Origin of the sequence: Nitratireductor sp. GCM10026969 (assembly GCF_042660605.1) — a bacterium.
Classification (GTDB): Bacteria; Pseudomonadota; Alphaproteobacteria; order Rhizobiales; family Rhizobiaceae; genus Chelativorans.
In genome coordinates this window covers 1-22,354 of record NZ_JBHSUM010000002.1, presented here as the reverse complement: position 1 = coordinate 22,354, position 22,354 = coordinate 1, and the positions used below count along the sequence as shown (strand labels likewise).

Here is a 22,354-nt window from a genome sequence, read left to right as displayed (position 1 = left end):
TTCATGACGGACGCTCAGATACTTGCCGAAAGCATATTGCAGGCCCTGGCGACCGGCATTCTCATAGGCGCGATCTACGGGCTGATGTGCGTAGGCCTTGCCATGATCTTCGGCATCATGCGGGTCATCAACTTCGCCCAGGGCGATTTCATGATGCTGGGCATGTATGCCGCCTATTATCTGCTCGTCACCTTCGGCGTGCAGGCGCTGTTCGGCACCGTGGCGGGCCCCTACATCGCCGTGGCTGTCGCAGGCCCGCTGCTCTTCGCCTTCGGCTACGGCGTCCACCGGCTGCTCATCCGGCAGGTCACCGGCATCCGCACGGCCGAAATGGAAGCCGAAGGGCATTACGCCCAGCTCATCCTGACGCTCGGCATCGCGCTGGTGCTGCAGAATGGCGCCATGATCCTGTTCGGGGCACAGCTCATATCCGTTCGCACCCCGCTCACCGGCGACGCATGGATGCTGCCGCTGGGCGAGGTGATGGCCGTCTTCTTCAACAAGGCGCGCGTGGTGGCGGCAGTGATTTCCGGCGCGATCATTCTCGCATTGTGGCTGGTCATCACGCGTTCGCGGTTGGGCAAATCCCTGCGCGCGGCGGCGGACAATCCGGAAGCCTCCACCTATATGGGCATCGATGTCGACCGCGCCCATCGCACTGCCTTTGCCCTCGGCACGGCGGTCACGGCCGTCGCGGGTGGTCTGCTCGCCACCAACTATCCCTTCCACCCCTTCGTCGGCCTCGAATATGTGATCATCATGTATGCCGGCGTGGTGCTGGGCGGCATCGGCAGCATCATCGGCGCCTTCTGGGGCGGGATGGCCATCGGTCTCGTGCAGCAGCTTTCGATCCTCGTCCTGCCGACGCAACTCCAGAACGCCACGATCTTCGTCTTCTTCCTGCTGATCGTCATCTTGCGTCCGCAAGGCTTCTTCGGCCGGCTCACGGAGCGTACCTGATGGCATTCGTCCGCTCCCTCGTTCCGTTCTTCGTCTTCGCGGCGATTTATCTCGCCGTCGCCATGTTGGTGAGGAACTCCTACCATCAGCTCATTATCACCCTCGTGCTCGTCTGGGCGGCCTTCGGGCTCTCCTGGAACATGCTGAGCGGCTATACGGGGCTGATCTCGTTCGGCCACGCCTCCTTCTTCGGCCTCGGAGCCTTCGCCACGGTGCTGGCGCAGATCAATCTCGGCCTGTCTCCATGGATCATGCTGCCGGTATCGGCGCTCATCGGAGCGCTCGCCGGCGTGCTCATCGGTCTGCCCACTTTCCGCCTGCGCGGTCACTACTTCGCGCTCTCCATGCTCGCCTATCCGCTCGCGATGTACTACGTGTTCCAGTGGCTCGGTTACCCCGAAATCACCATCCCGCGCGTGCTTGAAAATCCGGCCGCCTACATGCAGTTCAGCGACGGCCGGGTCTACACGGTGCTGGCGCTCGTCCTGCTTACGGTGGTCGTCGTCATCAGCCGCTGGGTCGAGCGCTCGCGCTTCGGCATGTCGTTGGTCGCCATCAAGCAGAACGAAGCGGCCGCGGATGCTGCCGGCGTGGACGTCCTGCGCTGGAAACTGAAGGCTATCGCCTTGAGCGGCGCCATTGCCGGTGCCGTCGGCTCCTTCTATGCGGTGGTGATCCTCGTCATCACGCCCAATTCGGTCTTCGGCATGCTTGTCTCCGCGCAGGCGCTGACGGTTGCGATGTTCGGTGGCGTAGGCACGGTCTGGGGGCCGATCATCGGAGCTGCCTTCCTGATCCCGATTGCCGAAGTGCTGCATGCCGAGCTCGGTTCCTACCTGCCGGGCATCCAGGGCGTCGTCTACGGCCTCGCCATCATCGTACTCATCATCGCAGCGCCGGAAGGCGTTTTCTGGAAAGGCCGCGACCTGTTTCGCGCACGGCGCCCCTCCGCTCCCCGCTCCGAAGCCAAGCAAGCGGCGCGGGCGGCGGATCACAGCAGCGCCGGCCGGGTTCCCATTCGCAGCATATCCGACGAGATCGTGCTCGACGTGCGCAACATCTCCAAGAGCTTCGGTGGATTGAAGGCCGTCCAGGACGTGAGCTTCACCGTGCGCAAGGGCGAGATCCTCGGCATCATCGGCCCGAACGGTGCCGGCAAGACGACACTCTTCAACCTGCTGAACGGCTTTCAGAAGCCCGACACGGGCCAGGTCCTGCTGCACGGAGAAGATCTCGCCGGCCGCAAGCCCCACTATATCTGCCGGGCAGGCGTCGGGCGCACCTTCCAGATCATGCGGCCCTTCAAGCGCTGGAGCGTGGCCGACAACGTTAAGGTCGGCGCCTATGTGAAGGCGGAGGACGAGGAGGACGCACAGCGGATCGCGCGCGACGCCGTCAGGCGCGTGGGGCTTGCCCCGATCTCCGACCGAGTTGCCTCCGCGCTTACCACCAAGGAGCTGCGCCTGATGGAGCTTGCGCGCGCGACCGCCGGCCAGCCGGAGATCCTCCTGTTGGACGAAACGCTCGCTGGTCTCGGCAGCGACGAGGCGAAGGAGGTGGTTGAGGTCATCCGCGAGCTCGCCGCCACAGGCTTCACCATCATCATCATCGAGCACACCATGCAGGCCATGGTGCAGCTCGTAAACCGTTTCCTGGTGCTTGATCACGGGCAACTCCTCACCGAAGGCAAACCGCAGGAGATCACCAGGGATCCGCGCGTCATCGAGGCATATCTTGGAGCGAAGTGGGCCGCCAATGCTTGAGATCAACAAGCTGACATCGGGTTATTCCGAAGTCCCGGTGCTGCGGGAGGTCTCGATCACCGTCGGCGCCGGGCAGTTCGTCTCCATCGTGGGGCCGAACGGCGCGGGCAAGACGACGCTCTTCAAGACGATCTCCGGAACCGTCTCGCCGATGGGCGGGGCGATCCGCTTCGAAGGCGAGGATCTCTTGAAGATCGCGCCATCAGACCGCCCGCATCTGGGCATCGCCCATGTCCCGGAAGGGCGTCAGGTCTTCGCCTCGCTGACTGTGCTCGAGAATCTGGAGATGGGGGCCTTCACGGAGGCCGGCCGGAAATCCTGGAAGACGAACATCGACAAGATCTTCGCCTGGCTGCCCGTCCTGCGTGAGCGTGCGGAGCAGCTCGCCGGCACGCTTTCCGGCGGTGAGCAGCAGATGCTGGCGATCGGTCGCGGCCTCGCCTCGGCGCCGAATCTCCTGATGCTCGACGAGCCGTCGATGGGGCTGGCGCCCGCCATCGCCGATTTCATTTTCGACAAGCTTATCGAGATCCGCAAGGACACAGGTTTGACCATCTTGCTTGTCGAACAGCGCGTCGCCGAAGCGCTGCAGTTCGCCGACCACGGCTATGTGCTGGAGACCGGACGTGTCGTCCTCGAAGGCAACAGCCAGGCTCTGCAGGCCGACGACCGAATCCGGCAGGCCTATCTGGGCATGTGACTGCCCGAAATCAGAAAGGGAGGAAATGACAATGCGTACCCTGCGAAAGCTTCTACTTGCAAGCGCCGCCGCGCCGTTTGCCGCCCTGGCGTTGGCCGGAATGGCAATGGGCCAGGACGGGACGGAGCCGGTGCAGATCGGCCTTATCGTTCCCGTCTCGGGAATCTACGCGCGCCCCGGCCAGGTCATGCAGATGGGCGCCGAACTTGGCATCGAAGACGTGAATGCCGCCGGCGGCATCTCCTGCCTTGACGGCGCACCGCTGGAGCTGGTGGTGATCGACAGCGGCGACAGCGTCGAGAAGGCGACAAACGCAGCCCAGCGCATGGTTGCCGAATATCCGGATCTCGTCGGCGCCAGCGGCGCCTATCTCAGTTCCTTCACGCTGGCGGTCACGGAAGTGACGGAGCGCGCCAACCTGCCGCTGCTCACCCTCTCCTATTCGGACCTGATCACCGAGCGCGGCTTCAAGAACGTCTTCCAGACCTCGGCTACGGCCGGCGCGCAGGCCTCCATCGCCCTGCCGATCATCATGGACCTGGCGGAAAAGGAAACCGGCGAGCGCCCGAAGACGGTGGCGATCATCACTGACAACACCGCCGCCTCCCTCTCTTCGGTCGAGCGCATGAAGGGCGGCCTGCTAGACGAGCTCGGCCTCGAAGTGGTCATGGAAGAGGTCTTCACACCACCGCTTGCCGACGCCTCCGCACTGGTGCAGCGCGTTCGCACGAGCCGGCCCGACCTCCTTTTCTTCCTGCCGACCGTGATCTCCGATGCCAATCTCATCCTGCAGAAGATGCAGGAGTTCCGCGTCGACGTGCCGACCATCTCCTTCGGCATCGCCATCGCGGAGCCGGAGGTGCTGAACGTGATGGATCCCGCGCTTCTGGAAGGCGTCATGTCGGCAGTTGCCAACTGGGGCGTGAAGGGCCAGGAGGACCTGATCCAGCGGCTCAACGAGCGCTACGGCGAGCCGTGGATGACACAGAACGCCATCTCCACCTATGGCGATATGTGGATCTTCAAGGCCGCGCTGGAGGAAGCCTGCAGCCGCGACCGCGAAGCGGTGGCCGAGGCGCTGCGCAATCTCGATGCAGGACCCAGCAGGTACTATCCCGGCGGCACGATCAGCTTCGACGAAAAGGGGCGCCGCGACGGCGCCAGCCTGACCATCATCCAGTGGCAGGACGGTGTGCCGGTCACGGTGTTCCCGGAAGAATTGGCGGTTGCCGAGCCGCGCTGGCCGAGCGAATGACCACGCATCGCCGAGGCATGCGCGGCGTGCCTCGGCTGATCGGCGGGGACAACTGCCGGTCGTCCGCAGCCGGTGTTGTCGCCATACCTGCATCCGGGGGTCAAAAAAATCGCGTGATACGTCACGCGATTTTCGATGCTTCCATGTTGAACAAGGTTCCGACCTGCTCGATCTCCCCGATACGCCAGAGCCGATCGAGTAGCGGGCCGAGTTCGCCTTGACGCACGGCGCCGCCGGAAAGGGCGAGCGAGCGGAACTTCGCCTCGATTTCGTCACGCGAAAGCGTATTCCCCGGGTCACCCTTCGGCTCGTCGACGCGACCGTGAAGCTCGCGGCCCTCGACCGTCATGACGGTCACCTTGCCGATCCAGCGCGCCGGATAGGCGCTGTCCACTTCCGGGTCGAGCACCATTCTTGTGCGCTCGATGAAGGAGAGCGCCTTGGCGTCGTTGAGCACCTGTGCGAACTCCGCCAGCCCGGCGCGGCGGTGCACCGCCACGAGGCCGAGGGTGGTGCCCATCGAGAACTTGGCCTGATGAACGGACTGCGGCATCGAAACGGCGCCGAGAACGTCGATCGCGCCCTGGTGTACATGCGTGACGACTTCGGCGACGTCTTCCGGTTCAAGGTTATGCGTTTCGATCACCTGAAGCAGCGCATCGGCGGCGGGATGCGTATGCCGGCAGGAGGCGTGGAATTTGAAGGAGGTTTCCGTCACTGCCCAACGCTCACCCAGGCGGTCGAGCAGCCGCGCGGGATCGGCATCGCTCGACATTCCCGCCGCAAGCCCCTGCCTGCCCTCCAGAATCTTCTTTGCGCCCGTAAAACCATTCCTGGCGAGCCACGCCGCCATAAGCCCGTTTTCCGCGGCCTTGGCCGTGTGAAGCTGCTTGGAATCGGCAGCATCGCGCAGGAATTCCCAAAGGCCTGCCGTCTGGGTTCCGGCAGAGCCGAAGGCATGGAGCATGGTCGCGGGACCGAAAGCCAGGAGTCGCCCGGCGGCTGCGGCCGCGGCAAGAGCGCCCGCCGTGCCCGTGGTGTGGAAGACCGTGTAATGCGAGCGGCCGAGGAATTCGCCGACCCGGATGCCGACCTCGTAGCCAGCCACCGATGCGGCCAGAAGGTCGCGGCCCGATGCGCCGAGTGCCTGCGCCGTCGCGAGCGCCGCCGGGAACACGACGGCCGCCGGATGGAAGACAGAGCCGTTGTGGACGTCGTCCTGTTCGGAGACGTGACTGGCGGCGGCGTTCACCGCAGCGGCGAAGATGGGGGATGTCGTGCGGCGGTTGGTCAGGATCTCCGCCGGGCCAGCCGCGGGTCCCATCTCATCGGCATATTGCTCGAGGGCCGAAATCGGCCGCTGCCCACTGCCGGAAAGCGCGGATCCCACCCAATCGACGAAAAGCTCGGTTATGCGCGCGATCACGTCATTGGGAATGGCCTCGTAGCCGAGTCCCGCCGCAAAGGCGGCGAGTTCCGCTGTCTCCGTGCCTTTTGCCTTCCCAAGAAGTGGATTGCGTTCGCCCATGGCTCGATCCCTTCAGAAGGAACGTGGCAGGCCGAGGACATGCTCTGCCACATAGGAGAGGATGAAGTTGGTCGAGATCGGCGCGACCTGGTAAAGTCGCGTTTCACGGAACTTGCGCTCGACGTCATATTCCTCGGCGAAACCGAAGCCGCCATAGGTCTGCAAGCAGACATTGGCAGCCTCCCAGGAGGCGTCCGCCGCCAGCAGCTTGGCCATGTTGGCCTCCGCACCGCAGTCTTCCCCCGCGTCGAACTTCCGCGCCGCCTTGAAGCGCATCAGGTTCGCCGCCTCGATGTTCACATAGCCGCGGGCAATGGGAAACTGGACGCCCTGGTTCTGACCGGTCGGGCGGTCGAAGACCCGCCGCTCCCTTGCATAAGCTACCGCCTTTTCGGTGAACCAGTAGCCGTCACCGATGCATTCGGCCGCAATCAAGGTGCGTTCCGCGTTGAGCCCGTCGAGAATGTACCGGAATCCCCTGCCCTCCTCGCCGATCAGGTTCTCGGCCGGAATCTCTAGGTCGTCGAAAAACAGCTCATTCGTCTCGTGGCCCACCATGTTGCGGATGGGCTTCACCGTCAGCCCGTTGCCGATCGCCGCATGCAGGTCGACCAGGAAGATGGAAAGGCCCTCGGACTTCTTCCTCACCTCGGCCAATGGAGTCGTGCGGGCGAGCAGGATCATCAGGTCGGAATGCCGGATGCGCGAGATCCAGACCTTCTGGCCGTTGACGAGATAGCGGTCACCCCTCTTTTCCGCCGTGGTCTTCAGCCTCGTGGTGTCGGTTCCGGTCGTCGGTTCGGTGACGCCCATCGATTGCAGGCGCAGCTCTCCGGAAGCGATCTTCGGCAGATATTTCTCCTTTTGTGCCTCAGAGCCGTGACGCAGCAGCGTGCCCATATTGTACATCTGGCCGTGGCAGTGGCCCGCATTGCCGCCTGCCCGGTTGATCTCCTCCATGATGATGGAGGCCTCCACGAGCCCCAGCCCGGAGCCGCCATATTTTTCGGGAATCATGGCCGCGAGCCACCCGGCTTTGGTCAGCGCCTCGACAAATTCTTCCGGATAGGTCCGATCGGCGCCGTGCCTGCGGTGGTACTCCGGCGGAAAGCCGGCACAAAGCGCGCGCAGCGCCTCGCGCAGGTCTTGATGTTCGTCATGCGGGGCTTTCATGGCGACTCGCTTCCTTGGCTTCCTACCGCGGTAATCTCTTCCTCACCCAATCCGATCTCGCGGAGAATGGCTGTGGTATGCTCACCAAGAGCGGGAACGGGGCCGAGCCGCGGCTGCCACGCCGCACCTGAGAACGGCAGAAGGACCGGGATGGTGCGGCCAGGCATGCCGACATCCCGCCATCGCCCGCGCGCAGCAAGCTGCGGATGCGCCCAGAGCGCGGCCATGTCGTTGACGCTCGCCGTGCCTATGTTGGCTGCCTCGAGCCTCGACATGGCCTCTGCCGTCGCCAGCTTGGCCATAGCCGACCTGATCTGCGGATCGAGCAGTTCCATGTGTCTCGTACGGCCCGCATTCCCCTTGAAGCGCTCGTCCACCGCAAGATCCTCCCGCTCCAGCACGAGGCGGCAGAAGGCCTGCCATTCGCGGTCGTTTTGCAGGCCGAATAATACCGTGCCGTCGGAGGTGTCATAAGGGCCGTAGGGAAATATGGTCGCGTGACCTGCTCCGGCGCGCCGCGGAGGCTCCGCCGTATCGGTGGCGAAATACATGGCATAGCCCATCCACTCGGCCATGGCTTCCAGCATGGAGATCTCGATGTGGTCGCCCCTGCCGGTCTTGTGACGGTTTAGGAGCGCAGCGAGGATAGTGCTGTAGGCCGAGACGCCGGCCGCGGTATCGGCAATAGAAATCCCCGCCTTGGCCGGCGCCTCCGGCGTGCCCGTGACGGAGAGGAAACCGGCCTCGGCCTGGATCAGGAGGTCGTAGGCCTTTTTCCCGCCATAGGGGCCGCCTTCTCCATAACCGGAGATCGCGCAGGTGATCAGCCTTTCGTTTTCGGCACGGAGCGTCTCGTGGCCAAGTCCAAGGCGGTCGGCCGCGCCCGGCGCCAGGTTCTGCACGAAGACGTCAGCCTTCTCTATAATCCGCCTGAACACGGAGACTGCCTCCGGCTTCTTCAGGTCGAGCGTGAGGCTCTCCTTGGAGCGGTTCGTCCACACGAAGTGGCTGGACTGGCCCCGGGCGCGGGTATCGTACTGGCGCGCGAAGTCGCCGCCATCCGGCCGTTCCGCCTTGATGACGCGGGCGCCCTGGTCGGCCAACAGCCGCGTCGCATAGGGCGCGGCGATGGCCTGCTCCAGGCTGACGACGAGAATTCCGTCGAGCGGGCGCGTCATGTCTCCACCACGACGGTTGCCGTCATCGCCAGGCCGCCCTCGGCATTCGTCGCCCAGAGATCAACCTTGCCTTCCCGGTCCGGCGGACTGCCGTTGAGATGCATCTCCCGGCCGTCGAAGAGCGGCGAGACGGCGCGGAAACCGAATGATTTGATCCGCGCCGCCGGCAGCTTGCGGCGAACAAGATCGAGCAGTAGCGTGGCCGACAGCGGACCATGGACGACGAGGCCGGGATAACCTTCCACGTCGGTGACATAGGGCCGGTCGTAATGAATTCGGTGGCCGTTGAAGGTAAGCGCGGAATAGCGAAAGAGCAGGACCGGATCCGGCACCAGCAAGCGGTGCCATTCGCCAGGCTCCCGTTTCTCCGGTGCGGGCGTCACCGCCGGCTGCTGCAGGCCGCGATAGACGATATCGTGTTCGTCTGTGACAAGAACCGGCCCGTCGGGTCTGCCGATCTCATGGCGGACCGTGACGAAGACGAGTTCGCTGGCCCGCCCCTCCTTCCGCTTTACGGAGGCGATGATCGATCGCCGCACGAGCGGCGCGCCGACCGGCAGGTCACCTGCAAAGTCGAGCCTGCTCCCCGCCCACATCCGCCGTGGCAGATGGTGGACCGGTGGCAGGAAGCCGCCCCGCTTGGCGTGGCCGTCCGGCCCCAGTCCCGACTGCCTTTCGCACGGCAGGAAGACGAGCCAATGGGAAAGCGGCGGCGCGGGATAGCCCTCACCGGGCGGAGGATCGTCGCGGTCGAGAGTCGCAAGGAAGCGAGCGACCGTCTCCGCGGTGAGGAGATCCTCGCGCGTCTCGGACTTCCCGATCCAGTCTTCGAGCGGCGTGTCCATATGTGTTTCCTGGCTGCTTTGGGGACTGCCCGAGGGCCGCAACAATATTGTCTTACCGTATGATCACGAATCCTTGCGCAGCGCCGCCCCGGCGGTTTCGCTGCCGTTACTTCATCCGTTCCGGCAGCCAGGTCACGATCTCCGGATAGGCATAGATCAGGACCTGGAACCCCAGCATGATGCCCACAAACGGCAGGACGCCGTAGACGATCTCGCGCAAGGGCACACTGCTGGCAACGCCTCGGAGGATGAACAGAACGATGCCGACCGGCGGCGTGACGAGCCCGACCTCGATCATAATCACCAGCGCCACGCCGAACCAGAGCGGATCCAGCCCAAGCGACATGATGATAGGAAAGGTGACGGGTAGCGTCATCAGCATCATGGAGATGGATTCGATGAACATGCCGAGCACCACATAGATCGCAGCGATCACCAGCATGATCATCCATGGCGCAAGCTCGGTCGCCTCGACATAACTCACCAGCGTCCGCGGGATGCGCAGGAAGTCGAAAACCCAGCTCATGATCGCCGCGCCGACGACGATCATCAGCAGGAAGGACGTGATGCGAACCGTCTCCAGCGCGATCTCCGCCATCGCCCGCAACGTGATCATGCGGCGCAGGAGGCAGATGAAGAAGGAGGCGGCCGCCCCCACCGCGCCCGCCTCGCTCGGCGTGGCGATGCCGAGATAGAGCGAGCCCAGCACCATCAGGATGATGATGGCGAACGGCAGGACGGAGGCCGTTCCCCTCAGCTTCTCCGCAATTGTGAAGTGCTCGCCGCGCGGCGTCGCCGCAGGCCGCAAGACGGACCAAGCTGCCACACCGCCCATGAAGCCGAGGCTCAACAACATGCCCGGAATGATGCCGCCGACGAAAAGTTGGGTGACCGGCACGCCCACTGTGGTGCCGTAAATGATCATGGCAATGCTGGGCGGGATCAGGATTCCCAGCGTGGCCCCCGCCGCCACGACCCCGAAGGTGAGCCTCTGGCTGTAGCCGCGCTTGATCATCTCCGGACAGGCAACTTTGCCCATCGTGGCGGCCGTGGCCAGGCTCGAACCGGAAACGGCAGCGAAGACCGCCGAAGCGCCCACCGTCGCATGCGCCACGCCGCCCGGCGTGCGGCCGAACCAGCGCGTCAGCGCGTCGAACATCTCGCTGGTCACCCCGCTGCGGATGAGCAGCGCACCCATGAGGACGAACATGGGCACAGCGGTCAGCGTGAAGGTGTTGACGCTGTTCCAGGATCGCTCCGCCAGCACGGAAAGCAGCGGGTTGGGTAGGAGGAAGACCAAGCCCAAAAGCCCGACGATGCCGAGCGTGAGCGCCACACGCACCCCGACGAGCAGCAGGCCTAGAAGGGTGGCGACAAGGAGAAGGCCCATCAGCGGCAGGGCCGCCCCCTTGGCCGTCCAATAGACGAGGCCGAGAGTGCCGATCGCGGCCCCCACGGCAAGGAGCATCCTAGGGCCGTTGACGACGAGCACACCGGCCAGCGCCACCGCCACTATGGCCATCGAACCGTAATCGAGCGGCCAACCAGTGGGTCGAACCGGTCCGGTGCCGAGCCAGACAAGGAACAGGGGAAGGCCGAGCGCAAGCAGCGGCACCACCACGGAGACGGAGCGATGCGGTCGGCTGCTCCTGAGAATATCCCCGAAAATGGCTAGCGCGAAGGCGAGATAGCCGATGGAGACAGGGACCTGCGGGATCCATTGCGGGGTGCCCAGCAGACCCCAGTCGCGGGTGTCGTTCACATATTCCTGATAATTGAAGATCACCATCTGCCAGCCGGTGAACAGGACGAAAACGAGTCCGAGCCAATTGGCGAAGATCTCGAAGACGCGGCGCCGCTCCGCCCGCAGGTTGGCGAGCACGAGCTCCACCTGCACGTGGTCGCCGGCCCTCTGCGCCTGGGCCAGCCCCAGAAAGGTCATGCCGACCAGGATGTAGGTGGCGATGTCCGTGCCCCAATAGGTGGGATCGTTGAGCGCATATCGGGAAAAGATCTCGAAGCAGACGATCGAGGTCATCACCACGAGTGCGAGCGCGCTGAGATATCCCGTTGCATCGCTGACGCGGTCGATGAGGATAATGGTGGATGTGGCTTCGCCCGAAGGTGACGAGGGCGTATCCACGCATTCCTCCGCGTGCTGCATCTGAATCCTCCCGCTCAAGCTCCCCTCGCCGGCACATGACACAGCTGCATCTCTACCGACACCGGCCGCGCGGCAGACAGGGAACACACGACCGAAGCTAGCATCGGCTTTCGACCGTTGCAATGTCCTGTGTGATTGTATTATTGTCAGTGCATCCGATTTCAGAGGGCAGTTCGGCCGCGCCATACAACCAGGGAGGAATAGCATGACCAGGAAGCTCGACAAGGCAGGTGCCTGCGGAATTGCGTCGCTGATCGGCAGCGTGGCTACGCGTGCCGTTGCGTTCGGCTTTGCCGTTTCCGCCATGTTGGCCCTGCCCTCGCAGGCGGCCGCCCAGGACTTCGACCTCACGATGGGTGTGCTTGCGTCTCCGAACTCGCTCTACACGGCCATGATGGAGCAGGTGCCCGAGCGCATCTCCAAAGCGACCGGCGGGAAGGTGCAGGTCACGCTCAACGATTCGTTGGTCGGCGGCACGCAGATCACCGCCGCGGTAAGGGACGGACGCGTGCCGATGTCCGGCGCGTTGCACACCTATCTGGCGGGCGACGATCCACGCATGGGTTTGTTCAACCTGCCCGGCCTCGTCAACAACATGGCCGAATACACCTATCTCTGTGAAGCCTTCTGGTGCGAAGACGTGGAGCGGCTGTGGGAGGAGAATTGGAACTCTGTCGTTCTGGCCGAAGGAGCCTGGTGCAGCCAGGCGCTGTTTTCGAAAGAACCGATCCGCACCTTGGAGGATTTCCGCGGCAAGGTGCTCAGGGTCCACAATCCCCAGACGGCCGCGCTGATGGAGGCAATCGGGGCGGAGCCGGCACCCCTGCCGCTCTCCGAGATACCGCCGGCGCTCGAACGCGGCGTCATCGACGGTGTCTTCACATCCACCTGCTACGGCAACGGCCAGGAATATTGGCGGCTGGCCGAAAACGTCCAGAACTGGCAGATCGGGCCGATCACCGGCTGGGTCGTCATCATCAACAAGGATGTATGGGAATCCATCCCCGAGGACCTGCGCACCGCGATCCAAGCGGAGATGGACGATCTCGAGCACGAGGCGCTCTATAACTTCTATGACTATGTCAATGCCGCCGTCGCCGACATGGAAGCGGCAGGGATCGAGTACTGGACGGCGCCACAGAGCGAGGTCAACCGCGTAACCGCGCCGGAATATGCCGAGGCTGCCTATCAGGCCTTCTACGACCGGGCCCGGGAGCTTGGCTTCGACGGCGAGGCCTATGTCGAGCGCGCGCGTGCCGTTCTTGGAAAGTGACTGCGGGCTTGCCTGCAAGACAGCATCAGTGCCGGCGCGTGCTTGCGCGCCACGAAAGTCCTCCCGCCGCGCCCGGCGTCGCGGGAGCTGCATTGTCTCGCTTCGCACGGGACAATGCACGGTGGGTGCCACCGTTCCCCATGGCCCAACAGACCGGGCTCCCAGGCATTATCAGGAAGGTGAAGAGCTAGATGGACGACAAACTGTTCGACAAGGGATTGGCAAAGCGCAAGGCGACGCTTGGCGCGGAGTACGTCGAGAAGAATCTCGCCTCGGCGGATGACTTCAGCCTTCCATTTCAGGAGGCGATGACGGCGTGGTGCTGGGGCTTTGGATGGGGCGACGATGCAATCGACCCGAAGACGCGCAGCCTCATGAATCTCGCAATGCTCGGAGCGCTCGGCCGTTGGCACGAATGGGAGACCCATTGCCGCGGCGCCCTACGTAACGGTGTTACCAAGGAACAGATCCGCGCGGCCGTCCATGTCGTCGCGATCTACGGCGGCGTTCCATGCGGAGTCGAATGCTTCCGCATCGCTCGCAGGATTCTGGAGGAGGCCGGGCAGCTCTAAGCAGCCCGCGCCTCCTTCCATCTACCCGGCCTTCGACAGACAGGACGGAACGCGTATCCAGCGCGCGTTGGTGTCCACTTCTCGAACCAGTCGCCATTCAAGCCGCTTCACTGACAAGCGTCGAACCCGTGCGGCGAAGATCATCCGTAGCGACGAAGCGCCAGAAAGCCACATCTAGCTAGCTTCTGGACTTCGCTCTCACTGAAACAGGTATCCGTTCATTTTCGCTTTGTCACTGCACAGAAAATGCACGGGGATCTCATTAACAAGTTGAGATCTAAGGATTCTCCGTCCAATCCATCATCGGGGCGATGGCGAACTTAAGGGATTGGTTATACTGCATCTTCCTGCATTGTCATGGAGCTGATCGAGAACGTGTGCATTGGCTTTTGGACCAGATTGCACACGCTTTTAGCACTTTGATCTCTCTGTGCACACCGAACGCACACGCCGGGAAGGAGTGCAACGAACGGCGACCTTCGTAAAATTGGTTCGAGGAAGTGGCATGTACAAGTGCGCACCCAGGACAAGAACATCTGGGTGCCCTATGGCCAGTGTGAGGTGACCTATGCCGTCCGTGAAAGGCTCGATAGCGGTGGTGGAGGTGACGGGCGAGGTCCGCTCAAGGCCCTTGATCCCGCTGGGTGACGAATCGTCAGCCATAAACATCTCCACGTGCCGTCAGGCTCGTGCCTTAATTCCACATGGCATTCTTACTTTCGATTGCCGTCACCAGGATTTCACCGCCGCCAGCACGAGGGAACAGTCCCGTGCCTCATCCTGGCGCGCCCATGATTCCCCCGCTGCCACCGGACACCCACGGGGCGTGTGTTGACACCACACGGCACGTTATTGATATATTACAGGATATCACAGGGAGGAAATGATGAAGATCGCCTTTTCCATAACCGCCACCGCCATCGGATGGATGCTGGCGCTGAACGGGGCGGCTCTTGCCCAGTGGCCGGAGCGCCCCTTGACCCTGATCGTCCCGGCCGGGGCCGGCGGCGGCACCGACGCGACGGGGCGCCTGCTTGCGCAGGAGCTCGAAGAGCGCCTCGGCCAGCCGGTCAACGTGGTCAACCAGGGCCAGGGCGGCGGCGTCGTCGGATTTACGACGATGACCGACGCCGATCCGGACGGATACACGCTCGGCATCGCCTACAACTTCGCCCACTACAAGCCGATGGGCCAGGGCGATTTCGACGTCGCCGACTTGACGCCGATCGCCCAATACAATTTCGATCCCGCCGGCTTCCATGTCCGCCAGGATTCGGAGTGGGATTCGATCACGCAGGCGCTGGACGATATCAAGGCTGATCCGGCCGCCTACGACATTGCCTGCGGCGGCGGCTGCGGCGGCTCCTGGCCGATCGCGCTGGCAACGCTGCTCCAGGAATGGGAGGTGGATCTTTCGCAGGTGCGTATGATTTCCGGCCAGGGCGCCGCCGCGGCGCTGCAGGAGATGGTCGCCGGCGGCTTCGATGTCGTTCCCTGCTCGGTACCGGAAGCCGGTCCGCTGATCGAAGCCGGACAGGTCAAGGGACTCGCCGTCTTCGGCTCCGAAAGGCTGCAGGCCTTTCCCGATATTCCGACGCTGGAGGAAGAGACCGGGCTGGAGCTCGAACTGGGCGCATGGCGGGGGCTTGTCGCTCCCGCCGGCCTGCCCCAGGAGATCGCCGATCAGTTGGAGACGGCCATGGAAGACATCTACAATGATGAGGATTTCCAGCAGACGATGGTCTCGCGCGGCTTCGGCCTGCGGTGGCGCAACTCGGAAGACTTCAAGACCTTCCTCCTCAACGAGGAGGAGCAGGTTCGCGAACTGATCGGCACGCTGGGACTCTAGTGCCCGCTCCAGCCATGAGATGGACGGGCGCCGTCGGCGGGCGGCGCCCATATATGCAGGTCCAAAGAAGTCCATGAACTTGAGAAACACCGCGATCGGGGGAGCGTTCATGGTTCTCGGCGCGGCACTGATCGTCTTCGCCATGCCACTGGAGACGCCGCGCCACATTCCCTACGGTCCCGATCTCTTCCCCAATATCGTCGGTATCGGCATGATCGTCTTCGGTCTCGTCGCCGCTATCCGTGCCTGGAGGGGTGCCGATGCGGCGCCGGGCTTGCGGGGTGAGCGCCGGTTCGGACTGCCGGTCGTGGCCTTTCTCGCTGTCCCCCTTCTATTCGTCGCCGCCGCCCCTGCCCTCGGCTATCTCATCATCATGCCGCTCTTGCTCGGCGGCCTGATCGGCCTGATGCGCGGCCGCTGGATCAGTTCGCTTCTGATCGGGACGGCGATCGCCCTCGCCCTGCAGGTCCTGTTCCAGCAGCTTATGCGCGTCCCGCTGCCCTGGGGCCTCCTTGAACCGTATGCAGGGGTGCTGACATGGATGTGATGCTGCGCGCCCTCGTGCTGCTGGCCGATCCGGTCGTCATTACGGCCATGGTGCTCGCGGCCATCTATGGCCTTGCCGTCGGCTCGGTTCCCGGCCTCACCGCATCGATGGCCGTGGCGCTGATCATCCCCATCACCTATTTTCTCGACCCCGTGCCGGCGCTAGCCGCGGTCATGTCGCTCTCGGCCATGGCGATCTTCGCCGGTGATCTGCCGGGCGCGCTCCTGCGCATCCCCGGCACGCCGGCATCGGCCGCCTATGCCGACGAAGCCTATCGCATGACGCAGCAAGGCAGGGCGTCGCAGGCGCTGGGCGTGGGGCTCGTCTGCTCAGCCGTCGGCGGTGTCTTCGGCGCCATACTTCTGATCACCGCGGCGCCATGGCTGGCGCGGATAGCCCTTCAGTTCTCCAGCTACGAGAAATTCTGGCTTGCCTGCCTGGGACTGACGGCGGCGGCGGCTGTCAGCCAGGGACACTGGACAAAGGGCGCATTGTCGCTGCTGCTCGGTCTAGCGATCGCTCAGGTGGGCCTGGACCCGGTTTCCGGCCAGATGCGTTTCACCTTCGGTTTCAGCGCCCTGACCGCAGGACTGAGCTTCATCCCCGTCCTCATTGGCTTTTTCGCCATTCCCGAACTGCTGCGCTATGCCCTCGGTGCTGGCCGCAACGGCGCGCAGGTCGCCGCTGCCGCCGTCGGCCTGTTTCACGGGCTGTGGACGGACTTGAAGCGGCTGCGCTGGGGGATCGCCCGCGGTTCGGCAATCGGTGCGGTGATCGGCGCCATTCCCGGCGCCGGCGCCGATATCGCCGCCTATGTCTCCTATGCACTCTCCAAGCGTCTTTCCCGGCACCCGGAAAAGTTCGGCACCGGCATCACCGACGGGATTGCCTCGGCTTCAGCCTCCAACAACTCCTCCATCGGCGGAGCGCTGATTCCGGCCACCGTGTTCGGCATTCCCGGAGACAGCCTGACCGCCATCATCATCGGCGTCCTGTTCATGAAGGGCCTCAACCCCGGGCCGAACGTCTTCCTGATGAACGCGGATCTGATCAATGCCGTCTTCCTGTCCTATCTCATTGCCAATATCCTGATCGTGCCTTTCGGCTTCGCCGCGATCGCCGGCTATCGCTACGTGCTCAAGGTGCCGAAGTCGGTCCTGATGCCGGCGATCCTGGCCTTCTGCATCGTCGGCGCCTTCGCCGTCGACAACACCATGTTCGCCGTCCTCACAATGCTGATGATGGGCATCGTCGCCTACGCGCTTGAAGAAGGCGGCTATCCGCTGGCACCGGCCATCCTCGGGCTGGTGATCGGGCCGATGCTGGAAGAGACCTTCCTCACGTCGCTGACGCGGGCGCGCGGTGAACTGCTGGCATTCGTGGAAAGGCCCGTCGCCGGCGGCTTGGCGACGGTAACGATCATTTTGTGGCTGTCGCCGCTGATCGTCTTTCTGGTCCGCCTGATCAGGAACAGGAAAGATGCGCAGCGTGACCGAGGGGGCCAGTCCCGTGCTTGAGCCGGAAAGCCGGTCGGAAGCAGCCTACCGGGCGATTGAGGAGATGGTCGTCACCCTGCAGTTGCCGCCGGGCACGGTAACCACCGAGCAGAAGCTGTGCGAGCGTACCGGCTTCGGCCGCACGCCGGTGCGCGAGGCGCTACTGCGGCTTTCCTATGGCTTCCTGGTCACCATACTGCCGCGGCGCGGAGTCCTCGTCCGGCCCGTCGAGGTCGACTACATTCTCATGACGATCGACATACGACAGTCTGTGGAGCGTCTGATGGTCCGCCGGGCGGCGCGGCTGGCCGACGATTTCCAGCGTCGCCGGCTGCGCGATCTCGCGGCACTGATCGAGGAGGCGGCGCACGCGCCGGACCCGCTGCGCTTCATGCGCATCGACGATGCGTTCAATCGTCTATTGGCCAAGGCAGCACAGCATGAAGTGGCGGCCCGCACCTTTGAGCCCCTGCACTGCGTCAACCGCCGGGCAGGCTTCGTCTATGCGGGCGCGGAAGGCAAGGGGCTTGCCGAGACCGGCCGCGAGCACGTGCGGATCATGCACGCCATCGCCGCGGGGAATGCCGCGGAAGCCGAAGCGGCTCTGGACGCACTTCTCGCCAAGTCGATCGAAATCGCCCACGAATTGTCGGCCAGCCAGGCAAGGGAGCTTGTCCCGTGATGCAACGGGCGCACCGGCACGGCGCCGCCCTCGCCTGCCCTTCTTCCAGGCGCAAACCGGAACGAAGATGACCAGGCGCGCAAAATCCTTCAAGGTCGTCATTCATGGCGACAGTTTCGCCGACCGGCAGGCCGACATCGAGACGGCGCTCGGCGACAAGTTCCGCATCGTCGCCGTCGGGCTCGGCGCGGCAGCCGAGGAGAAGCAAGCCGCCTTCGACGATGCCGTGGCGGCGATCACCGTCCGCTATGACGCGGCGACGCCCGCCCCCGCCTCGCTCCGGCTCGTCCAGGTTCCCGGCATCGGATGGGACGACATCGACCTCGCCCATATCCCGCCCGGCGCGAACGTGTGTAATGTCGGCGGGCATGAGACAGGTGTCGCCGAGTACGCGGTTGCCCAGATGCTGGAGTGGTGTCATCGGCTCCGCCCCGCCGAAGAAAGCTTCCGGCGCGGGTCCTGGGAGCGATCGAGCCGCTTCGGCGCAGCTCCGCATCGCGAGCTTTCGGGCTCGACCATAGGCATTGTCGGCTTCGGCGCGATCGGCCGCGTGCTGGCGCGGCTGTTGCGCGGTTTCGGTGTCCGAATCCTGGTGGCCAACCGCTCGCCGATACCCGACGGTTCGGGTGTGGACGGCCGGTTCGCGCTGAGTGACCTGCCGGCAATGGCGGCCGAATGTGATTTCCTCCTCGTTGCACTGGCCCTGACGCAAGAAACGCGTGGCCTCGTCGATCGCGCCGCTCTCGATGCGCTGGGCGCCAAGGGGGTTCTGGTAAACGTGGCGCGCGGGCCGGTGGTCGACGAGACGGCGCTTTGGCAGGCGCTGAGCGACCGCCGTCTCGGCGGTGCCGTTATCGATGTTTGGTACCGATATCCGCCCGCCGAGGACGCCGACCAGCGCCCCGGGCACTATCCGTTCGAAACATTGCCCAACCTCGTCATGACACCGCACCTGTCCGGCTGGACGGCCGGCACGGTCGAGCGGCGGCTGGCCTTCATGGTTGAAAACATCCGCCGCGCAGCCGAAGCGCGGCCGCTGCTCAATGTGGTGTCCAGCCCCTCTACCCGCGCCGGGCGAACGCCGCCCGCACACATTCCTGACACAGGTCGCGGAAAGCAGTGATGAAAAAGCTCCCGAAAGGCGTGCACACCGTCCTCTATGCCCTGTTCGGTGCCGACGGCGAACCGGACCGCCAAGCGATGCGCCGCCAGGTGGATATCTGTGTCGACCGGTATGGCGCGGCCGGTATCGTCACGCTGGGGCTAGCGACGGAGGTGCGGCATCTGACGCAACAGCAGCGCCGTCGCATTGTGGAGTGGAATGCCGCGGACATCGCGGGCCGGGTGCCGCTCGGTGTCACCATCTTCGAGCCGACGCCAGAGGACCAGGTTTCGGCGATCGCTTATGCCGCCGATCACGGCGCCGACTGGGTTATCATCCAGCCGCCCGTAACGGCGTCGGACGAAGCGGCGCTCGCCACGGCATTCGGCACGGTCCTGCGGCAATGCCCGATTCCTGCCGCCATACAGAACGCGCCGCAATTCATCGGCGTCGGCCTCGGCGTCGACGCCATCCGTCGCCTGGGCGACGATCACGACAACCTCATCGCTGTCAAGCAGGAGGTCTCGGCCGTTGAAACGGCTGCCCTGGTCGGTGCGGTGGGCGAGCGGCTGCAGGTCTTTTCGGGGCGCGGCGGGCTGGAGTTGATCGATTGCATGCATGCCGGGATCGAAGGCCATGTCCCGGCACCGGAATACGCCGATTTCCTGATCAGCATCTGGAATGCCATGGCCGCCGGCAAGGAGAACGAGGCCCGCGCCGGCTATGCGCGGCTGCTCCCCATGGCGACCTTCGTCGTCCAGTCGCTCGACACGTTAACAACCTACGGTAAGTTACTGTTTTGCCGCCGTAACAGCCTCGCGTTTTACCCACGTCGCGGAGCACCGGCGCCCACACCCTTCGGCTTCAGGGCGCTGACGGGACACGCGCATATGCTGGGTATAGACACCGCCGGCTGGGACCCGATCGGCTGACCTGCTCGGCAGAGCCCGGCGCTACCACTCGGCGATGGAACCGTCCCTGTGCCGCCAGACAGGAGCGCGCCAGTCGTGCCCCTTCTTGGCATATTCGCGCACAACATCCTCGTCGATGACGATCCCCAGGCCCGGCCCGTCGGGGATGTGGAGGAAGCCGTTCTCGCACACGAACCGGCTTTCCGGCGCCAGCGTGTCGAGAAGATCGCCGTCGCTGTTGTAGTGGATGCCAAGGCTCTGCTCCTGGATGAAGGCGTTGTGGCACACGGCATCGATCTGCAGGCTGGCGGCAAGGGCGATCGGCCCCAGCGGGCAGTGTGGCGCCAGTGCGACGTCGTACGCCTCGGCCATGGCACCGATGCGGATGGTCTCCGTGATACCGCCCATATGGCTGGGGTCGGGGTTGATCACCTGTGCTGCCCGTGCCTCGAACAGGGCCTTGAACTCGGCGCGGCTGTGCATGCGCTCGCCGACCGCCAGCGGGATCGACGTCAACCGCGACAGCTCGCGCAGGGCTTCCAGTTGCCCCGGAGCCACCGCGTCCTCGATGAAGAGCGGCCGCAGCGGCTCGAGCTCGCGCACCAGCACCCGTGCCATCGGCGCGTGCACACGGCCGTGGAAATCGAAGGCGAGATCCAGTTGCAGTCCGACGGCTTCCCGCAGTTCTGCGAGCCGCGTGACGATGCGGTCGATCTCGGCATGGGAATCGACGACGGCAAGCTCGTCGCAGATGTTCATCTTCACCGCGGTAAAGCCCGCCTCCATGGCCGAGCGCGCCTGCACGACGAGGTCGCGCGGGCGATCGCCGCCGATCCAGATATAGCTGCGCACGCGGTCGCGCTGTGCGCCACCGAGCAACGCATGGACCGGAGCGCCGAGCGCCTTGCCGGTGATGTCCCAGAGCGCCTGGTCGATGCCGGAAATTGCGCTCATCAACACCGGCCCGCCGCGGTAGCAGCCATTGCGGTAAAGCATCTGCCAGGCGTCATTGATGCGGCGCGGGTCGTGGCCGATCAGCATCTCGGAGAGTTCGTTCACCAGCGCTTCGAGGGTGCCGGCCCGGCCTTCCAGGATCGGCTCGCCCCAGCCGCTTATCCCCGCATCGGTGTCAATCTTCAGGAACAGCCACCGCGGCGGCACGCGAAAGGTTTCAAGACGTGTGATCTTCATGCCGCAGGCGCTCCGTCACAACTCCACGCCATGAAGATCCTTGACCTCCGCGGCGCCGATACCCGTCTCTACCATGCCAACAGGCACAGACAAACTCCGCAGCGCTGGCCGCACCGAAAGCGACCAGAACGCGCTAAGAACCGCCCGAGACAGGTTCACCGTCGTGGTTGTCAGTGGCGTATCATCCCAGCATCCACATTCAGCGTCTGGCCGGTGATCCAGCGCGAATCGTCGGAGGCCAGGAAAGACACGACATCGGCGATGTGCTCCGGCTGTCCCCTGCCCTTTACCGCCTGCAATGTCTCGACAAACCCGAACGACTCATTGTGGGGACTGGCTTTGACGCCGTCGCTCTCGATCAGCCCCGGCGTCACGGCATTCGCAGTGATGCCGTGCTGACCGAGTTCGGTCGCCAGCGCGCGCATGAAGCCGATAATTCCGCCCTTGGCGGCGACATACGCCGCCATATTGGGCGTGCCGGCGAAAAAAGTATTCGACGAGATGCTGATGACGCGCCCGCCTTTGCCCGCGGCGCGCATGCGGTCCGTCGCCGCGCGCGTAACGATGAACGTACCGGTCAGGTTGACGTCGATTATTCTGCGCCAGTGGTCGAGATCGACCTCGTCCCACGGCACGAAAGGCACGATGGCGGCGTTGTTGACCAGAATGTCGAGGCCGCCGGCGCGCGTCTCGATCTCCTTAAACAGCGCGGCGACGGAGGATGGGTCGGAAATGTCGGCGGCGATCGCCAGCGCGCCGCGGCCGATCTCCGAGGCGGCGGCCTGTGACCCTGCGGCATTGATGTCGCTGACGATCACCGTCGCGCCGTCCCCGGCAAGGCGCTCAGCGATCGCCCTGCCTATCCCCTGTGCCGCGCCGGTCACCAGTGCCGTCTTTCCCGCAAGCCTGTCGGCCATTTTCATTCTCCTTGAAGATCTGTTGCGAATAAATGGCCTCACGCCGCATCGATGACGGCGAGCGCGGCCTCCACACCACGTCCCACATTCGCCGTGCCGCCCAGGGCGTTCAGCGCTCCGCCGAGCGCCGTGAGGGCCACCACCGCGAAGATCGGTTGCGCCGTCGGGCCCATATGGCCGATGCGCGTCAGCTTGCCCTGGGTCTCCGCGCGGCCCGAGGAGAAGACGACGCCGTAGCGCTCGCGCGC

General features: G+C 64.4%; 19 protein-coding genes and 1 pseudogene. 12 read left to right on the top strand and 8 right to left on the bottom strand.

All coding sequences use genetic code 11. The features are described from left to right. Nucleotides 1-3 precede the first annotated feature (3 nt). Genes ACFP9U_RS00795 through ACFP9U_RS00780 form a run of 4 tightly spaced genes read left to right on the top strand, consistent with a single transcriptional unit; the run spans nt 4 to nt 4,678 of the window. Nucleotides 4-960 carry a branched-chain amino acid ABC transporter permease gene (locus ACFP9U_RS00795; RefSeq protein ID WP_378618316.1) on the top strand — a complete coding sequence of 319 codons (957 nt, stop codon included), beginning with the start codon at nt 4-6 and terminating at the stop codon, nt 958-960. Beyond that, the gene (locus ACFP9U_RS00790) at nt 960-2,723 is read left to right on the top strand and encodes an ABC transporter permease subunit (protein ID WP_378618314.1); all 1,764 of its coding nucleotides are present in this window, start codon (nt 960-962) and stop codon (nt 2,721-2,723) included. The genes ACFP9U_RS00795 and ACFP9U_RS00790 overlap by 1 nt, the downstream gene beginning before the upstream one ends. Further along, on the top strand, nt 2,716-3,423 hold the full coding sequence (locus ACFP9U_RS00785; RefSeq protein ID WP_378618312.1) for an ABC transporter ATP-binding protein: 708 nt from the start codon (nt 2,716-2,718) through the stop codon (nt 3,421-3,423). Before ACFP9U_RS00790 ends, ACFP9U_RS00785 begins: the two co-directional genes overlap by 8 nt. A gap of 31 nt (nt 3,424-3,454) precedes the next feature. Next, the gene (locus ACFP9U_RS00780; RefSeq protein ID WP_378618310.1) at nt 3,455-4,678 is read left to right on the top strand and encodes an ABC transporter substrate-binding protein; all 1,224 of its coding nucleotides are present in this window, start codon (nt 3,455-3,457) and stop codon (nt 4,676-4,678) included. A 121-nt stretch (nt 4,679-4,799) separates the two neighbouring features. Here ACFP9U_RS00780 and ACFP9U_RS00775 read toward each other — a convergent pair whose 3' ends face one another. The 5 genes from ACFP9U_RS00775 to ACFP9U_RS00755 all read right to left on the bottom strand — a co-directional run bounded on the left by ACFP9U_RS00775 (nt 4,800) and on the right by ACFP9U_RS00755 (nt 11,566). Further along, nucleotides 4,800-6,206: an MmgE/PrpD family protein gene (locus ACFP9U_RS00775; RefSeq protein WP_378618309.1), complete on the bottom strand. Its 1,407-nt coding sequence runs from the start codon at nt 6,204-6,206 to the stop codon at nt 4,800-4,802. A gap of 12 nt (nt 6,207-6,218) precedes the next feature. Beyond that, nucleotides 6,219-7,379, bottom strand: coding sequence for an acyl-CoA dehydrogenase family protein (locus ACFP9U_RS00770; protein WP_378618307.1), 1,161 nt, complete (start codon nt 7,377-7,379; stop codon nt 6,219-6,221). Further along, nucleotides 7,376-8,557, bottom strand: a complete 1,182-nt coding sequence (locus ACFP9U_RS00765) for a CaiB/BaiF CoA transferase family protein (protein ID WP_378618305.1) — start codon at nt 8,555-8,557, stop codon at nt 7,376-7,378. The genes ACFP9U_RS00770 and ACFP9U_RS00765 overlap by 4 nt, the downstream gene beginning before the upstream one ends. Then, entirely contained in the window at nt 8,554-9,402 is an 849-nt protein-coding gene (locus ACFP9U_RS00760) for an FAS1-like dehydratase domain-containing protein (RefSeq protein WP_378618304.1), read from the bottom strand. Before ACFP9U_RS00760 ends, ACFP9U_RS00765 begins: the two co-directional genes overlap by 4 nt. A 106-nt stretch (nt 9,403-9,508) precedes the next feature. Beyond that, nucleotides 9,509-11,566, bottom strand: coding sequence for a TRAP transporter large permease subunit (locus ACFP9U_RS00755; protein WP_378618302.1), 2,058 nt, complete (start codon nt 11,564-11,566; stop codon nt 9,509-9,511). 205 nt (nt 11,567-11,771) lie between these two features. Between ACFP9U_RS00755 and dctP the strand changes: the two genes are divergently transcribed. From dctP to ACFP9U_RS00715, 8 genes are all read left to right on the top strand, one after another. Then, nucleotides 11,772-12,839 (top strand): TRAP transporter substrate-binding protein DctP, encoded by a 1,068-nt coding sequence (dctP, locus tag ACFP9U_RS00750; RefSeq protein WP_378618301.1) that lies wholly within the window; start codon nt 11,772-11,774, stop codon nt 12,837-12,839. 191 nt (nt 12,840-13,030) lie between these two features. Then, nucleotides 13,031-13,411 carry a carboxymuconolactone decarboxylase family protein gene (locus ACFP9U_RS00745; RefSeq protein ID WP_322450422.1) on the top strand — a complete coding sequence of 127 codons (381 nt, stop codon included), beginning with the start codon at nt 13,031-13,033 and terminating at the stop codon, nt 13,409-13,411. Between the two features lie 886 nt (nt 13,412-14,297). Continuing rightward, nucleotides 14,298-15,260, top strand: coding sequence for a Bug family tripartite tricarboxylate transporter substrate binding protein (locus tag ACFP9U_RS00740; protein WP_378618299.1), 963 nt, complete (start codon nt 14,298-14,300; stop codon nt 15,258-15,260). Nucleotides 15,261-15,333: 73 nt separating this feature from the next. Next, complete coding sequence (locus ACFP9U_RS00735; RefSeq protein WP_378618297.1) at nt 15,334-15,807, top strand: tripartite tricarboxylate transporter TctB family protein; 474 nt, start codon at nt 15,334-15,336, stop codon at nt 15,805-15,807. After that, on the top strand, nt 15,798-17,324 hold the full coding sequence (locus ACFP9U_RS00730; protein WP_378618296.1) for a tripartite tricarboxylate transporter permease: 1,527 nt from the start codon (nt 15,798-15,800) through the stop codon (nt 17,322-17,324). The genes ACFP9U_RS00735 and ACFP9U_RS00730 overlap by 10 nt, the downstream gene beginning before the upstream one ends. Next, nucleotides 17,287-17,985 carry a GntR family transcriptional regulator gene (locus tag ACFP9U_RS00725; RefSeq protein WP_378618294.1) on the top strand — a complete coding sequence of 233 codons (699 nt, stop codon included), beginning with the start codon at nt 17,287-17,289 and terminating at the stop codon, nt 17,983-17,985. The genes ACFP9U_RS00730 and ACFP9U_RS00725 overlap by 38 nt, the downstream gene beginning before the upstream one ends. 67 nt (nt 17,986-18,052) lie before the next feature. After that, nucleotides 18,053-19,108: a 2-hydroxyacid dehydrogenase gene (locus tag ACFP9U_RS00720; protein WP_378618293.1), complete on the top strand. Its 1,056-nt coding sequence runs from the start codon at nt 18,053-18,055 to the stop codon at nt 19,106-19,108. Next, nucleotides 19,108-20,019: a dihydrodipicolinate synthase family protein gene (locus tag ACFP9U_RS00715; RefSeq protein ID WP_378618291.1), complete on the top strand. Its 912-nt coding sequence runs from the start codon at nt 19,108-19,110 to the stop codon at nt 20,017-20,019. Before ACFP9U_RS00720 ends, ACFP9U_RS00715 begins: the two co-directional genes overlap by 1 nt. Nucleotides 20,020-20,040: 21 nt before the next feature. On the opposite strand, the gene dgoD is transcribed toward ACFP9U_RS00715, so the two are convergent. From dgoD to ACFP9U_RS00700, 3 genes and pseudogenes are all read right to left on the bottom strand, one after another. Continuing rightward, nucleotides 20,041-21,189 carry a galactonate dehydratase gene (gene dgoD, locus ACFP9U_RS00710; RefSeq protein ID WP_378618290.1) on the bottom strand — a complete coding sequence of 383 codons (1,149 nt, stop codon included), beginning with the start codon at nt 21,187-21,189 and terminating at the stop codon, nt 20,041-20,043. Nucleotides 21,190-21,359: 170 nt separating this feature from the next. Then, nucleotides 21,360-22,106, bottom strand: coding sequence for a pyridoxal 4-dehydrogenase, SDR-type (gene pldH, locus ACFP9U_RS00705; protein WP_378618288.1), 747 nt, complete (start codon nt 22,104-22,106; stop codon nt 21,360-21,362). 38 nt (nt 22,107-22,144) lie between these two features. Further along, nucleotides 22,145-22,354, bottom strand: a pseudogene (locus ACFP9U_RS00700) (alanine--glyoxylate aminotransferase family protein); the annotation flags it as partial.

Coding starts and splice junctions, on each gene's coding strand:
- ACFP9U_RS00735 (WP_378618297.1), top strand. CDS start 15,334: ATGAACTTGAGAAACACCGCGATCGGGGGAGCGTTCATGGTTCTCGGC.
- ACFP9U_RS00725 (WP_378618294.1), top strand. CDS start 17,287: ATGCGCAGCGTGACCGAGGGGGCCAGTCCCGTGCTTGAGCCGGAAAGC.
- dgoD (WP_378618290.1), bottom strand. CDS start 21,189: ATGAAGATCACACGTCTTGAAACCTTTCGCGTGCCGCCGCGGTGGCTG.
- dctP (WP_378618301.1), top strand. CDS start 11,772: ATGACCAGGAAGCTCGACAAGGCAGGTGCCTGCGGAATTGCGTCGCTG.
- ACFP9U_RS00780 (WP_378618310.1), top strand. CDS start 3,455: ATGCGTACCCTGCGAAAGCTTCTACTTGCAAGCGCCGCCGCGCCGTTT.
- ACFP9U_RS00775 (WP_378618309.1), bottom strand. CDS start 6,206: ATGGGCGAACGCAATCCACTTCTTGGGAAGGCAAAAGGCACGGAGACA.
- ACFP9U_RS00785 (WP_378618312.1), top strand. CDS start 2,716: ATGCTTGAGATCAACAAGCTGACATCGGGTTATTCCGAAGTCCCGGTG.
- ACFP9U_RS00715 (WP_378618291.1), top strand. CDS start 19,108: ATGAAAAAGCTCCCGAAAGGCGTGCACACCGTCCTCTATGCCCTGTTC.
- pldH (WP_378618288.1), bottom strand. CDS start 22,106: ATGGCCGACAGGCTTGCGGGAAAGACGGCACTGGTGACCGGCGCGGCA.
- ACFP9U_RS00795 (WP_378618316.1), top strand. CDS start 4: ATGACGGACGCTCAGATACTTGCCGAAAGCATATTGCAGGCCCTGGCG.
- ACFP9U_RS00765 (WP_378618305.1), bottom strand. CDS start 8,557: ATGACGCGCCCGCTCGACGGAATTCTCGTCGTCAGCCTGGAGCAGGCC.
- ACFP9U_RS00730 (WP_378618296.1), top strand. CDS start 15,798: ATGGATGTGATGCTGCGCGCCCTCGTGCTGCTGGCCGATCCGGTCGTC.
- ACFP9U_RS00790 (WP_378618314.1), top strand. CDS start 960: ATGGCATTCGTCCGCTCCCTCGTTCCGTTCTTCGTCTTCGCGGCGATT.
- ACFP9U_RS00755 (WP_378618302.1), bottom strand. CDS start 11,566: ATGCAGCACGCGGAGGAATGCGTGGATACGCCCTCGTCACCTTCGGGC.
- ACFP9U_RS00770 (WP_378618307.1), bottom strand. CDS start 7,379: ATGAAAGCCCCGCATGACGAACATCAAGACCTGCGCGAGGCGCTGCGC.
- ACFP9U_RS00740 (WP_378618299.1), top strand. CDS start 14,298: ATGAAGATCGCCTTTTCCATAACCGCCACCGCCATCGGATGGATGCTG.
- ACFP9U_RS00760 (WP_378618304.1), bottom strand. CDS start 9,402: ATGGACACGCCGCTCGAAGACTGGATCGGGAAGTCCGAGACGCGCGAG.
- ACFP9U_RS00745 (WP_322450422.1), top strand. CDS start 13,031: ATGGACGACAAACTGTTCGACAAGGGATTGGCAAAGCGCAAGGCGACG.
- ACFP9U_RS00720 (WP_378618293.1), top strand. CDS start 18,053: ATGACCAGGCGCGCAAAATCCTTCAAGGTCGTCATTCATGGCGACAGT.